Source organism: Gordonia asplenii, assembly GCF_012933505.1.
Lineage (GTDB): Bacteria > Actinomycetota > Actinomycetes > Mycobacteriales > Mycobacteriaceae > Gordonia > Gordonia asplenii.
On the sequence record NZ_JABBNB010000012.1, the window covers coordinates 118,624 to 132,107 of the forward strand.

Annotated in this window: 13 protein-coding genes; 7 read left to right on the top strand and 6 right to left on the bottom strand. The window is 65.7% G+C overall.

The genetic code is table 11. The features are described from left to right. Positions 1 to 131 precede the first annotated feature (131 nt). The 4 genes from HH308_RS13565 (at position 132) to HH308_RS13580 (ending at position 3,451) form a co-directional block, all read left to right on the top strand. Positions 132 to 1,337 carry a saccharopine dehydrogenase family protein gene (locus HH308_RS13565; protein WP_170194743.1) on the top strand — a complete coding sequence of 402 codons (1,206 nt, stop codon included), beginning with the start codon at positions 132 to 134 and terminating at the stop codon, positions 1,335 to 1,337. 68 nt (positions 1,338 to 1,405) lie between these two features. Continuing rightward, positions 1,406 to 2,053 (top strand): MspA family porin, encoded by a 648-nt coding sequence (locus HH308_RS13570; RefSeq protein ID WP_246284584.1) that lies wholly within the window; start codon positions 1,406 to 1,408, stop codon positions 2,051 to 2,053. A gap of 41 nt (positions 2,054 to 2,094) precedes the next feature. Beyond that, positions 2,095 to 2,742, top strand: a complete 648-nt coding sequence (locus HH308_RS13575; RefSeq protein WP_246284585.1) for an MspA family porin — start codon at positions 2,095 to 2,097, stop codon at positions 2,740 to 2,742. Positions 2,743 to 2,848: 106 nt separating this feature from the next. Continuing rightward, a complete protein-coding gene (locus HH308_RS13580; protein WP_170194745.1) occupies positions 2,849 to 3,451 on the top strand; it encodes a TetR/AcrR family transcriptional regulator in 603 nt (200 codons plus the stop codon). Between the two features lie 372 nt (positions 3,452 to 3,823). Here HH308_RS13580 and HH308_RS13585 read toward each other — a convergent pair whose 3' ends face one another. Genes HH308_RS13585 through HH308_RS13595 form a run of 3 tightly spaced genes read right to left on the bottom strand, consistent with a single transcriptional unit; the run spans position 3,824 to position 8,892 of the window. After that, on the bottom strand, positions 3,824 to 6,064 hold the full coding sequence (locus tag HH308_RS13585) for an ATP-dependent Clp protease ATP-binding subunit (RefSeq protein ID WP_170194746.1): 2,241 nt from the start codon (positions 6,062 to 6,064) through the stop codon (positions 3,824 to 3,826). Further along, positions 6,061 to 7,461, bottom strand: a complete 1,401-nt coding sequence (locus tag HH308_RS13590; protein ID WP_170194747.1) for a flavin monoamine oxidase family protein — start codon at positions 7,459 to 7,461, stop codon at positions 6,061 to 6,063. The genes HH308_RS13585 and HH308_RS13590 overlap by 4 nt, the downstream gene beginning before the upstream one ends. Before the next feature lie 42 nt (positions 7,462 to 7,503). Continuing rightward, positions 7,504 to 8,892 (bottom strand): flavin monoamine oxidase family protein, encoded by a 1,389-nt coding sequence (locus HH308_RS13595; RefSeq protein WP_170194748.1) that lies wholly within the window; start codon positions 8,890 to 8,892, stop codon positions 7,504 to 7,506. A gap of 183 nt (positions 8,893 to 9,075) precedes the next feature. On the opposite strand from HH308_RS13595, the gene HH308_RS13600 reads away from it, so the two are divergent. The 3 genes from HH308_RS13600 to HH308_RS13610 all read left to right on the top strand — a co-directional run bounded on the left by HH308_RS13600 (position 9,076) and on the right by HH308_RS13610 (position 11,202). Continuing rightward, entirely contained in the window at positions 9,076 to 9,435 is a 360-nt protein-coding gene (locus tag HH308_RS13600; protein WP_170194749.1) for a cupin domain-containing protein, read from the top strand. A gap of 126 nt (positions 9,436 to 9,561) precedes the next feature. Beyond that, the gene (locus tag HH308_RS13605) at positions 9,562 to 10,167 is read left to right on the top strand and encodes a TetR/AcrR family transcriptional regulator (protein WP_170194750.1); all 606 of its coding nucleotides are present in this window, start codon (positions 9,562 to 9,564) and stop codon (positions 10,165 to 10,167) included. A gap of 192 nt (positions 10,168 to 10,359) precedes the next feature. After that, a complete protein-coding gene (locus tag HH308_RS13610; RefSeq protein WP_170194751.1) occupies positions 10,360 to 11,202 on the top strand; it encodes a phytanoyl-CoA dioxygenase family protein in 843 nt (280 codons plus the stop codon). A gap of 537 nt (positions 11,203 to 11,739) precedes the next feature. Here the strand turns inward: HH308_RS13610 and HH308_RS13615 are convergent. From HH308_RS13615 to HH308_RS13625, 3 genes are read right to left on the bottom strand one after another with little or no spacing between them, the layout of a single operon-like run. Continuing rightward, positions 11,740 to 12,120 carry a PPOX class F420-dependent oxidoreductase gene (locus HH308_RS13615; protein WP_170194752.1) on the bottom strand — a complete coding sequence of 127 codons (381 nt, stop codon included), beginning with the start codon at positions 12,118 to 12,120 and terminating at the stop codon, positions 11,740 to 11,742. Positions 12,121 to 12,163: 43 nt separating this feature from the next. Continuing rightward, on the bottom strand, positions 12,164 to 12,868 hold the full coding sequence (locus HH308_RS13620) for a pentapeptide repeat-containing protein (RefSeq protein ID WP_312870582.1): 705 nt from the start codon (positions 12,866 to 12,868) through the stop codon (positions 12,164 to 12,166). Next, complete coding sequence (locus HH308_RS13625) at positions 12,772 to 13,119, bottom strand: GNAT family N-acetyltransferase (protein WP_170194753.1); 348 nt, start codon at positions 13,117 to 13,119, stop codon at positions 12,772 to 12,774. Before HH308_RS13625 ends, HH308_RS13620 begins: the two co-directional genes overlap by 97 nt. Positions 13,120 to 13,484: the final 365 nt, after the last annotated feature.

Sequence of the window (13,484 nt, forward strand, 5' to 3'; positions counted from 1 at the left end):
TCCATTAACGAACGATCACTTGTAGATCCAGCATATCGGTAAGCCGTGCAAGTCCGGCATTGACATCGAGCTTGCGCACAATCAAACTTAACGAACAGTCGTTAATTAATCAACTCGAAGGGACGACAATCATGAATCGTCAATGGGACGTCGCGGTCATCGGCGCCGGCGGGTCACAGGCGCAAGCGATGTTGGCGGGAGCTGCCCGCGCCCAGTCGCTGGACCGGTGGATCGCCGTCGATCGTGCGTGGACTGACAAGACCGCCGCGGTCGTGGATTCGCTCGGGATGGCGCGGCACACGCTCGACCTGTTCGACGAGCCGGAACGTCTCGCGGCGTTGTTCGCCGAGACGCGAGTGGTGGCGAATCTCGCCGGTCCGTACTACCGCACCGGGGAGGTTGTACTGGATGCCGCGATCCGCGCGGGGGCGAACTACCTCGACATCTGCGACGACGCCGACGCGGTCCTGAAGCTGCTCACCTACGACGATGCCGCGCAGGCGGCCGGTGTCACCGCTCTCATCGGCATGGGGTCGTCGCCGGGGACGACCAACGTGCTCATCCGCGCGGCCGTCGACGAACTCGGATCGGCGGAGAACGTCGACATCTACTGGACCGTCGACGTCAGCGACTCCACCCCGGCCGCGGCTCGACACTTCTGGCATTGTTTCAACCTCGTCGACGCCGACGGCGCCGCACACCCGGTGCCGACCTGGGATGAGATCGAGCGGGTTACCGTGGACTTCCCGGAGCCCGTCGGTCCCCGCGAGCTGGTGCGGTTGGCGCATCCGGAGCCGGTCACGGTGCCGCGATACCTGCCGGTCGACAAGAGCAACAATTTCGGCGCGGTCACCCCCGTCGACGCCCTGCAGGTGTGCTGGGCAATGGCGTACGCGACCGACCCACTGCGCGACCGATCCGGTCACGACGTCGCCGACATCACTGACAAGGCCGTCGATGTCTTTGCCGCATACCGCGATTCGCGTCCGGGGAGCCCTCGGGTCGGTAGCGGCATGGTCATCGACGTCCACACCGCCGGCACCGGACTGCGATTCTCCTCGGGAGCGGAGACCGAGATGGCCGAGGCGACGGGTGTGCCGGCGGCCGCCGGTTTGATGCTGATGCTGGCCGGGCAGGTGCCCGGTCCCGGGGTGCTGCCGCCCGAGTTGCTGCGCCCGGCCGACTTCTTCGCGAGTCTTCAGCGCGTCAGCCGTGGCGGCGGTGGCCTACAGGTGCATCGGCTCGTCGACGGCAAACCGACCGAGCGGATGCGCATCCGTGATCTCTTCGCCGCGACGCGGGCGGACCGCCGTGACGTGGTGGACGCGCGAGCATGAGCCGGCAGTGCGCCATCGACGACGAGTCAGCCGCCAGGCGTGGTCATCACCGACAAGAAGGAAGTCATATGAGGAGAATTCAGAATATGCGGCGCGGGCTGGTAGTCGCCGCGGTTGTGGGGGCATTCGCCGCCGGGCAGGTCTGCATGGATGCCGGTTCGGCAGATGCGTTGACGCTGCCGAACGGCTACAAACGTGTCGTCGGAGTCGACGGGACGGTCGTGCAGATGTGGCGGATCGGTGAGAAGGCGACGCCGATCAGCTCGGTCGCGGCCAACGGTGCGGGACGGTCGGCATTGATCTCGGGCAAGTACAAGGTACGTGTGAGTCGTGGCGGCGGGAACGTACAACTCGGTTACCTGGTGGGCTGCCAGGTTCAGCTGGGCGATCTCACCGCGGGCGCGTCGATGACGCTGACGCCCGCCCCGTCGGCGACGGCCACGATCTCCCTGCCGTTGGCTCCGGGCCAAGTGGTCGACGTCGCGAACATCTTCAACAAGGACCTGAGCGGACCGACCGTGTCGTTGGAGACACAGGCTCAACAGATCGACGTTCAGGGCTGCGGCGGATATGCGCAGGCGAAGAGCTACGTCCGCGTGACCGCCACCAGCGACTACAACTCCGACGGCGTCGGCGGGGTGAAGGGCGGCACGGTCACCGGATCCGGCGACTTCGTCCAGGCCACGCTGTTCGGTGCTCCGTTCAGTCTCAACTAGGGCTGCCAGGCATGTCCCCACACTTCGTCTTAAGGAATTCGATGACTAGAAAATCGCTGCTCGCCCGTGCGGGACTGCTGGGTGCGGCGTTGCTGATGACCGTCGGGGCGGGCACCGGTGCCGCGCTTGCCCAGCCGCTCGCGGGTGGATCGGTCTCGCGCACGCTCGACGACGGCACGGTGGTATCGGTGCGACTGTTCGGTGAGTCGGTTTCACTGCGCGGCAGCAGTGTCGCGGGTGTGCCGACCACGCGGGAAGGCTGGGTGTCCGGCAAGGTTGCGGTGACTGTTCGCGGCAAGTCGGTGCAGTACACCGCGGTCTCACCCGGCTACGACGTCGGCTGCCAAGTCAACTTCAGCGGCGGCGGAGTAGATGCCGGCGTCGCACAGGACACCACGCCGTCGACCACGACGAGCGTCGGTGGCGCGCTGACCCTAGGACCGGGCCGGGCGAGCTGGGTGCCGGTCATCACGACGACGTCGGGCGACTCGACCGCATACAAGTACTACGCGGTGAACTCCTACACCTTCACCGGTAGCCAGGGAGCGGTCACCTACAGCCAACAGCCGTTCCGGCTCAACGGATGTGCCGGCTACGCCTCCGCCCGGGCCCGCGTGATCGTCGAGGTGGAGACCGCGGCCGCGAAGACGTGGGTCGTGCTCATCGGTAAGGCGTTCTCGCTGAACTGACCCCGCCTCGCATGGAAAGTTGCCCGGCCACCGCAAAAGGTGACCGGGCAACTTAAGCGCTCGATCAAGTCGGCTACGGTAGGGGCATCGGAGCAGAGGAGGAGCGGTGGCGCACAAGAAGGCCGACGACCGACGGCGCGAGTTCATCGACACCGCGGCCCGCGTGATCGCCGCCGACGGTGTGGCCAAGGCGACGACTCGACGTATCACCGAAGAAGCCGGCGCACCGACCGCGAGTCTGCACTACGTGTTCGACGGCAAAGACGCACTGCTGCAGGCCGTCCTCGAGCAGGGGCCGATCGACGGCCAAGCGGCCGGTGCGCGTTTCGTGACGCCGGGGATGGGACTGGCCGCAGGAGTGGCGGCATTGATGCGCGGCTACGCCGGGTGGGTGGTCGACGATGTGTCCTGGCAGCAGGCCCAGTACGAACTGGTCCTGTGGGCCGCGCGCACACCCAGTGCGAAACACCTGCCGGGACGCGTCTACCGCAGCTATCTGGACCACACCGCGCAGCTGCTGCGCGAGGCCACCCGACCCGACGATCCGGTGATCGACTATCAACTGCTGGCGACGCATATGCTCGCCGTACTGGACGGCCTGACACTTCAAGCGATCGCCGGGCAGGTACGGGATCTGTTGGCGCAGACCGAAATTGCGAGCGCGAATCTCGTCGCGTGGGTGGAGCGCGCGGCCCACCCCGCTGGTTGATCCGGGGGTTGTCCGGCAGGGCCCTATCCGCTCGTTGAGCTTGGATTCGCCGGCGACAGGCCTCTTCCGCTGGTTGAGCCGTGAGGAGTGTTAGCGACGAGCGTGTCGAAACCCTGGCGCGCCTCTTCCGTTGGTCGAGCGTGTCGAAACCATGGTGAGACGAATCGCCAACTGTCACTATGCGTTTGGTGCGTTGACAGCGACGGGTCGCGTGGTTTCGACACGGGCCTGCGCTAGCGCTTCGGCCCGGCTCAACCGGCAGTGAGGCCTGCGCTAGCTGTAGCGCTTCGGCCCGGCTCGACCGGAAGTGGGGCCTTCGCTAGCGCTTCGGCCCGGCTCAACCGACCGGTGAACCTGCGCTTGCGCTGCGGCTCAGTCGACCTGTACCTCGAACACCAGTCTGCCGTCGCTCTCGTCGACCTGCACCGTGTGACCCGCCCCGACGCCGCCGTCGGCGATCAGCCGCGAGATCTCCGCGATCACCTGTCGCCGAATCGTGCGAGCCAACTGCCGGGCGCTGCCGGAGTCGTCGAAAGCATTGTCCGACAGCCACCTTCGTGCACCATCGGCCACCGAGAGTCCGATGCGTCGCTCGGCCAGACGCTCAGCGGCGACGCAGATCTGTATATCGACCAGCCGCTCGACGTCCGCGCCGGACAGCGGCGCGAATTCGACCACATCGTCGAGGCGGCCGATGAAGTCGGCGCGGAACTGTGCGCGTACCGCGGCCACATCGGTCAGCCCCGTCGTCATGATCACCACCGCGTTGCGGAAGCTGACCAGTCGACCCCGACCGTCGGTCATCGCGCCCTGATCGATGGCCTGCCGCAACAGCCCGACGATCTCGGGATGCGCCTGATCGATGTCGTCGAGCAGCACCACGGCGTACGGCCGACGTCGTACCGCCTCGGTGAGCTGGCCGCCCTCCTCGTATCCGACATACCCGGGCGGTGCGCCCAGAAGTCTTGTCGCCGACTGCTTCTCGGCATACTCCGACATATCGAGATGCACTATGGCGTCGGGGCTGTCGAGCATCACCTCGGCAACCGTCTGCGCGAGATGCGTCTTGCCGACGCCGCTGGGACCGCAGAAGAGCAACGACGCGATCGGTCGATGCGGATCCGCAAGTCCGGTGCGCGCGTTGCGCAATGCCGCCGCAACGTGAGCGATGGCGCGCTCTTGTCCCACGACTCGCTCACCGATGCTGTCCTCCAACCGGGCGAGCTTGGCGAGTTCCTCCTCACGCAGCCGGGCGGCCGGTATGCCGGTCCACTGTGCCACGACCGCGGCGACGTCGCTCTCGTCGACCGTGCCGGCGGCCGCGATACCCGACGTGTCGAGCCGGATCCGCCGCTGGGCACACGCCTCGTCGATCAGGTCGATTGCCTTGTCCGGGAGAAATCGATCCGCGATGTATCGTTTACTCAGTGCCACAGCGGATTTCAGTGCCCCATCGGTGATGGTCACACCGTGGTATCCCTCGTAGCTGCCGCGCAGACCGACAAGCATGTCCAGGGCGCGTTCGGCCGACGGTTCCTCGACGAACACCGGCTGGAACCGGCGTTCGAGGGCTCCGTCGGACTCGATGTGCAGTCGGTACTCGTCGAGCGTCGTCGCGCCGATAGTGCGCAACTCGCCGCGCGCCAGCATCGGCTTGAGCAGGTTCCCGGCGTCGACGGCACCTTCGGCGGCCCCCGCGCCGACGATCGTGTGCAGCTCGTCGATGAACAGGATGATGCCGCCCTCGCTCGCCGAGATGTCTTTCAGGATGCCCTTGAGCCGGTCCTCGAATTCGCCGCGATAGCTGGCTCCCGCGACCAGGCTGCCCACATCGAGTGCGATGAGCCGTCGATCAGCCAGTGCCGCAGGCACTTTCCCGGCGACGATCCGTTGCGCAATCCCCTCGGCGATGGCGGTTTTGCCGACGCCGGGGTCGCCGATCAACACCGGGTTGTTCTTGCGCCGTCGCGAGAGCACTTGGATGACGCGATCGATCTCGGTGTCGCGTCCGAGCACGGGGTCGAGGCGACCGTGCAGAGCGAGCTGGGTGACGTCCTTGCTGTACCGCAGGATCTGGCTGGATAGCGCGGGCGGATGCCAGTCGACGCGGAGATAAAGCCGCTCGGGTTCGTCGTCGGTGACGCGGGCGGCACCGCGAACCAGAGCGACGGTGTCGACGACGCAATCACGTGATGCGCCAACCGATCTGAGGGTCTCTCCGACGACATCGAGTCGACCGGCAAGCGCGATCAGCAGATGCTCGACGGACACGTAGTCGTCGTCGAGCTGCCGCGCCTCGTGCTCCGCGGCCCGCAGGGTCGACGCCGTGGGAGCGACGCGAGCGCCGACGGCGGGTCGATCGTCCCCGGTGCCGGCAGCACCGGCGATCGCAGCCCGCAGCGTCTCTTGTTCGACGCCGAGTTCCGCGAGCACCAGCCCGACAAGAGTTTCCCGCTGCGCCAGCACGGCGGCGGCCAGATGCTCGGGCCCCGTCGGCGTGGCGGACGCACGCGCCAGCCGGTCCGCTTCGTCCAGCGCGTCTAGAGCGCGCCGGGTATACCGGCCGTTGATCCCCGACCGCGTCGAATCCGCCACGCCGACAGGTTGATTCATCGCGCCGCGCTCACCGGTGCGCCGGCGCTCGAGGCGTGAGCCCGGACCGCAACCTCGATTGCGTCACGTGTCATCTGCCGCGCAGCATCGACCGCGGCCTTCTTGCCGCTGTCGACGGCGCCTTCGATCCAGCCGTTGAACGACGTCGCGATATCAGAGGTGGCGAAGAAGAGCTTGCCCTCGGGACGGCCGAGTTCGGAATGGGTCTGGCTGATCCGCCCCGGCTGGAAGGCGACGTATCCGCCGTTGCCCGACCACTCGTCGGTCACCCAGCGATGCAGGTCGAAGGCGACCAGTTCGGCGCCGGGATACAGCGTCTGGATGAACTGCTCGACGCCGGCGAAGTCGGTGCCGAAACTGGGCCGATCGGGATGGTCGATGAAGAAGCCGACGATCACTTGGCCGTCGTCGCCGAGGTCGTGCTGGGTGAATGCGATGAACGCGCCGTTGGACGAGTCCGCGTCGGCGATGGTGGCGACCGGCTTGGGCGCGCCTTTCACCTGGGCCCAGAACTTGATCGGATAGGAGACGTGCCGCTCGGCTGACATCGCGGTCTTCACCGGGCTCAGCACCGGGCTGAAAACGATGTCCGACCAGCACACCAGGGGTGTCGCGATGACGGCGGTCTTCGCGGTGAAACTGTCGCCGGCACGAGTGGTGACGGTGACCCCGTCGTCGTTCTGTTCGACCCGGGCCACTGGAGTCTCGTAGCGGATGTCGGCTCCGGAGTCGTCGGCCATCGCGTTGACCAGGGCGCCGGTACCCTCCTTGAGGTACTCGTCGACCACGCCCCAGGTGCGCAGCAGGCTGTGGTCGAGGCCGGCGACGAAGGCCAGCAGCGGCAGTGCCGACGTCTCGTCGGGATAGCGTGCCGCGTTGTTGGCGCCGATGAACGAGAAGAACGCGCGAGTCTTCGGGCCGACGCCGAGATTGTCGAGGTACTCGCCCCACGGGATGTCCAGGTCGGAGAGGTTCTGTTTGTCCAGCGGCACGCCGCGAGTGATGCGGTGTACGTCGGTCATGATGCGGAAGTAGGCCTTCTCGAAGTCGTAGATCTCTTCGAGTGGAACCGGCAACGGACCGGGATTGTGTTCACCGTGGGCAAGGGTCGGAAAGTAATCCGGGAAAGGCGAGTGCTCGACGGTGATGCCGTACCGCGCCACCTCGGCGACCATGTTGATCTGGCGGTCCGACCAGATCCACTGGCCGCCGTGTTCGACGACGCCCTCGAAATCGCCGACCTTCTTGGTCTCCGACCAGGTGCGGCCACCGAGGCGATTGCGTGCCTCCAGTAGCAGGACGTGGTATCCCTGGTCGGCGAGGTCGCGGACCGCGCTGACGCCGGCGAAGCCGCCGCCGATGACGATGGTGTCGTAGTCGAAGTTGTGCGTGGACATCTGAATTCTCCTTTGTTCCAGGATATTTGGGGTTGTTGAGGGTCAGCGCGGCACGGCGGTGGCAGCCGAGGAGGCGTGTGCCCGCACGGACACCTCGATCGCTTCCCGCGTCATCTGCCGCGCGGCGTCGACGGCGGCCTTCTTGCCCATGTCGACCGCACCCTCGATCCAGCCCAGGAAGGCGATCGCGATATCCGACGTCGCGAAGAACAACTTGCCCTCCGGAGTGCTCAGCCGGGAATGCGACTTGCTGATCCGGCCCGGCTTGTAGGCGACCCAGCCGGATCCCGCGAACTCGTCGGTCGCCCAGCGGTGCGCGTCGTAGGCGACGAGTTCGGCGCCCGGGTACAGCGTGTGGATGAACTGCTCGACGCCGGCGAAGTCGGTGCCGAAACTGGGGCGATCGGGATGATCGATGAAGAAGCCGATCAGCACCTGACCGTCGTCGCCGAGATCGTGCTGGGTGAACGCGGTGATCGCACCATTGGAGGTCAACGCATCGGCCATGCTGGCGACGGGCTTCGGTGCGTTCTTGACCTGCGCCCAGATCTTGATCGGGTACGCGACGTGGCGCTCGCGGGTGGTCTCGGCCTTGTCGGCGGACAGCGGGGGAGTGAACTCGATGTCGTTCCAGCAGGCCAGTGGCGTTGCGACGACGGCGGTCTTCGCCGTGAAGCTGTCGCCGCCGCGGGTGGTGACCGTGACGCCGTCGGCGTCCTGGCTGACGCTCGCGACGGGAGTCTCGTAGCGGATGTCGGCGTCGGTGTCGTCGGCCATCGCGTTGATCAGGGCGCCGGTGCCCTCGGTCAGGTAGTCCTCGAAGATGCCCCACGTCTTGATCAGGCTGTGGTCCATGTTCGCGATGAACGAGACTGGCGGCAGGGCCGATACCTCGTCGGGATAACGGCAGGTGTCGTTGTAGCAGAGGAACGACAGGTAGGCGCGCGTCTTGGGGCCGACGTCGAGCTTGTCGAGGTACTCGCTGAACGGAATGTCGAGGTCGGCGACGTTCTGCTTGTCCAGCGGTACGCCGCGGGTCATCCGCGCGGCGTCGGTCATGATCTGGAAGTAGGCGCGCTCGAAGTCGTAGATCTCCTCGAGCGGCACCGGCAGCGGACCCGGGTTGTGCTCACCGTGTGACAGCGTCGGGTAATGGTCGGGGAACGGCGACTGCTGCAGCGTCATCCCGTAGCGCTGCACTTCGGCCATCATGTTGACCTGACGGTCGGGCCACAGCCACTGGCCACCGTGTTCGACGACGCCTTCGAAGTCGCCGATCTTCTTGGTCTCCGACCAGGTCCGCCCGCCGAGGCGATCGCGGGCCTCGAGCAAGAGCACCCGGTAGCCCTGATCGCACAGGTCGCGCACAGCGCTGACGCCGGCGAAGCCGCCGCCGATGACGATCGTGTCGTAGTCGAGGTTGGTGGACATGTGGAGACTCCCATTCGTGAGGCGATAGGTTCAGTCGAGTAAGTCGCTCAACTTGAACGGTTGCTTAAGTCGTACGGTTAAGTATTCTGAAACGCGCGTCGGTGTGTGTCAAGCGCCACATCGACCACCTGTCGAGAGCTGCCGCATCCGCGTAGCTTCGCCGATCCGAGAGGAAGATTCGAAATGCCTGATCCGATCATCACCGGCTCCGCCGACGAGACCGCACTTGTGCCGATGTCACCAGAAGAGGGCGGGTGGGAGCCGGTGGAGGGAGACCCTGCCGCGATCGCCCACGACTACGTCAAGAACGAGGGCATGTGGTCCGGGCTGATTGTCTATCAGCCCTGTTCAGTGCGGGAAACGGTGGCGAACTACTCCTCGATCCAGGTCTTGTCGGGGCAACTGATCCTGACCGATGAGAACGGTGTGACCGAACTGGGCGCGGGTGATCTCGCGTTCTTCAGCCCGGGCCAGAACGTGACCTTCACCGCCAAGACCGAGGTGCGTGAGATCTACACCGTCTGCGGACCCTTCGAAGCCTGATCCAGCCGACCGGCGCATCGCGCGGGCGTGGTGCGCCGGTTCGTCGTGTCGGCTCTGTCCGTTATCTACCAATTAGGCGCTCGGTCAACTTTCTGCCGCGTCGCGACCCAGGGGAGGCGGGTGTGAATGGCGCACATGAGAGCGGACGATCGGCGGCGGCTGTTCATCGACGCGGCGGCGAAAGTCGTCGCCGAGGAAGGTGTCGCCCGGGCGACCACCCGTCGGATCACCGAAGTCGCCGGCGCTCCGACGGCGAGTCTGCACTATGTATTCGAGGGCAAGGACGCCCTGCTGCGGGCCGTGCTGGAGCAGGGGCCCATCGATGGTCGCTTGGCCGGCGCCAGGTTCGTGCCACCGGGGATCGGACTATCGGCCGGCGTCGAGGCGCTCATGCGGGGTTACCTCGCCTGGATCGTCGACGACATCGGTTGGCAGCAAGCGCAGTTCGAGCTCATGCTCTGGGCCACGCGCACTCCGAGCGCTCGTCACCTGCCGGGGCAGGTGTATCGGAGCTACCTCGATCACACCGTGGAGTTGCTGAGCGCTGCCGCGGGGGAGCAGCGGCATGCTGTCGACCTTTCGACGCTGGCGAGTCAGATGCTGGCTGCCCTCGACGGCCTGACCTTGCAGGCGATCGCGGGTCAGCGGTCGGATCTGCCGACGATGGTCGATCGGGCCATCGAGAACCTGTGCTGTTGGTTGGCGAGTTCGGAGCGAGAGTCGATCGGGTAGGTCGTTGAAACATGTTGTCCGGCAAAGGTTTTAGGAGAGAGTGTGACTCTTGACACGTCTGGATCGAGAAGTCACACTGGGTGAGCCAAGCGACTAAGGCAAATGGCCAAGTCGAGTGGTCAACTCAATTCGGGCGACTTGCGCGAAGTCGGATCCCGCGGCGCCCACCACCTCTGACAGGAGTCCAGACCCATGTCATCCCCAACACAGATCGTGACCGACCAGACCCGCCGCGAGCTCGCCGACAACGGCGCGACCGTTCTCCGTGGCTTCTTCTCGCCGGATCAATTGCGACGAGCACGCGAGTGCTTCGACTACGGCGTCGCCCATCCCGCGAATCCGCGAAAGGTGTTCGAGGGCACCAGCGACGAGCACTACAACGATTACGGGAACGTCGCCAATGTCGAGAAGTATCTGGAGTTCATTCGGGAAGTCGGTCTGCACGATGTCGTTGCGTCCCTGTGGGATTCGGAGCATGTGTGGTTCATCTCCGAGGAACTGTTCATCAAATCCGGGGGCCGGGCCGGACGGTCGCCGTGGCACCAGGACACCTGCATCATGTCGACCAACGGGCCGGACCTGATCAATGTCTGGATCAGCTTCGAGACCCTGCCGAAGAAGAATTCACTGGAGGTCGTGCGCGCGTCGCACCTGGGACCGCAGTTCGACGGACCCGCCTACGTCGATCCGCTCGATCCCACCGCGCCCGCTTGGGGAGCAGAGTACTTCCCGCGACTCCCTGACATCGAAGCCGAACGCAAGCAGGACCCGGCGTCGTGGGACATCGTTTCGTGGGATATCGAGCCCGGCGATGTGCTCCTGTTCCATCCGCACGCGCTGCATGGCGGGGCGCCGGTGACCCCCGACTGCCCGACACGTCACACGTTGACCCTGCGCTTCTGTGGCGACAAGCAGTACTACCGGCCGTTGCCGCAGATCGACGGTGACTATCAAATGGAGTTCATCGGCCCCAACGAGCCGTCGTTGAAGCCGGGAGATCCGTACCGCAGCAGCGCATTCCACCAGATGCGCTGAGGTCGTCGGGGCTGATTTCAATCTGTCCCGTGGTCGACGTTGGGGGAGCGGGCCCCTCGGCGGGGGTGAGATGGCTGATTGCAGTCTGTCCCGTGGTCGGCGTCGGGGGAGCGGGTCCCTCGGCGGGGGTGAGATGGCTGATTGCAGTCTGTCCCGTGGTCGGCGTCGAGGGAGCGGGCCCCTCGCCGGGCGTGAGATGGCTGATTGCATTCGGTCCCGTGGTCGACGTCGGGGGAGCCGGCCCCTCGCCGGGCGTGACCGGGCAGATTGCATTCGGTCCCGTCCTCGACGCTGGGGGAGCCGGCCCCTCGGCGGGGGTGAGATGGCTGATTGCAGTCTGTCCCGTGGTCGACGTCGGGGGAGCGGGCACCTCGCCGCGCCTCACCAGACAGATTGCAGTCTGTCCCGTGGTCGGCGTTGGGGGGAGCGGGTCCCTCGGCGGGTGACCGGGCAGGTTGCAGTCTGTCCCGTGGTCGACGCCGAGGGAGCGGGCCCCTCGCCGCCCCTCATCAGACAGATTGCAATCAGCCGCCGACCCTATGCGGCCGAAATCTCCAGTCCGACATTGTTTTTCATTCCGCCACGGGCCTTGCTCACCAGGTTGAAGACCTTTCCGACGATGCCGTAACGCTTGCCGATGGCGTCGTAGACCTCGGCGTTACGAGACTTGTCGAGGAGTTTTGCGGTGGCCTCTACCGCGTCGCTCTTGACGTTGCCACGCATATCGCACACGGCGATGGTCACGCGCGCGGTGTTGCGGATGCGCTTGACCTTCCACGCGGACTCCTCGGAGATGACCAGCAGCTTGTCGCCGCTGGGCGCCGCCCAGACAGCGGTCGGCTTGGCGCGGCCGTCCTTGGTGAAGGTGGTCAGGGAGATGTATCGGGCTTTCGCGACGTCGGCGAAGGTGATCGACATGGCCTCTACCGTAGTCGGGCGGCACCGTCCCCGCACCCGACGCTCAGTCGCCCACCCGCAGCCCGTGAGCGATTGCGAACTCCATCGCGTGATGCGCATCCACCCGGGCACCCTCGACCTTCGCCTGGCGCCAGAACACTGGATCGATGCGGGCCCCGAGCAGCGTCGCATTGCGCAGTATCGCGCCGATCGCGCGCACCGACGTCAGGTCGGCACCCGACAGATCGCAACCGGTCAGATCCGACTCGCCGAGATTCGCCTCCCGCAACCGGCAGCCGGTGAGATCGGCGTTGACCAGTGCGAGCCCGGCCAGCGACACCAGCGTGAGGTCGCAGTCGACGAGCTTCCACCGTTGCGTCCGTGATTCGGTGATCACCGACCCGACCAGCGAGCAGTCGGTCATCGTCAACCCGGGCAGCTGGGCACGACGAAACGTGCAATTGCGGAACGCGCTCGACCGGTGCGTCGAATCCGCGAGGTTGGCGCCTGTGAAATCGCATCCGTCGAACACCACCGACCGGGTGGACAGATCGGTCAGGTCGGCGTCGACGAAGGTGCAGTCGGTGTAGGTCCGCTCCGACCACGTCTCGCCGGCGAAATACGCTTCGGCGAAACTCTCACCGTCGAACTCCGGCCCGGCGACGTCGTCGACTATGACTGCAACCAGGTGAGCACTTCGTCGGTGACGGGGTGCGACGCGTCGGCGTACTCGGGATGGTTCTTCAGAAACGATGCGACGAGCGGGCACACACCGACGATGAATTTGTTCTCGGCACGCGTGGCGTCGAGCGCCTCCTTGACGAGGATGGTCGCCAGGCCGCGTCCGCCGAACGCCTCGCCGACCTCGGTGTGGTAGAAGATCCGCTCGGCCGAATCGTCGTGCCTGCGGTCACGATAGACGGTGTAACCGGCCAATTCGCCGTCGGCGAAGACGTCGTAGCGATGGTGTGCGAGGTTCTCCGAGACGGTAACTTCCGCGCCGGTCTTGTCAGTGGTCACGTCGGGAAGTCTAACGGTGATCGGGGGTTCGGTGCTGCCCAGACGCGTCGGAATGTCCGCATTTAGTGAGCAATGCTTAGTATCCACCCAGGTCACAGCCACTTCCCAGTAACGCATCGGTACGGGATTGCGAATACTAACTAGTAACCCCGTGACCCGGGGATGCGTCAGATCCAACTTCGCCGCCCACCGGCGGCGACGCCGGCGCCGAGGAGCGCTAGGGAGGAAATTAGCTCGAACGGCCGATGTTCCACTACGGGGTTTCCGCGTTGAATGTCACCGACCACGTCGATCCACGACATGACGGTGTTTGAGGACAGGAGTAGATCCGCCGGCTCGGAATGGCGGATTGCAGAGGAGTGGTG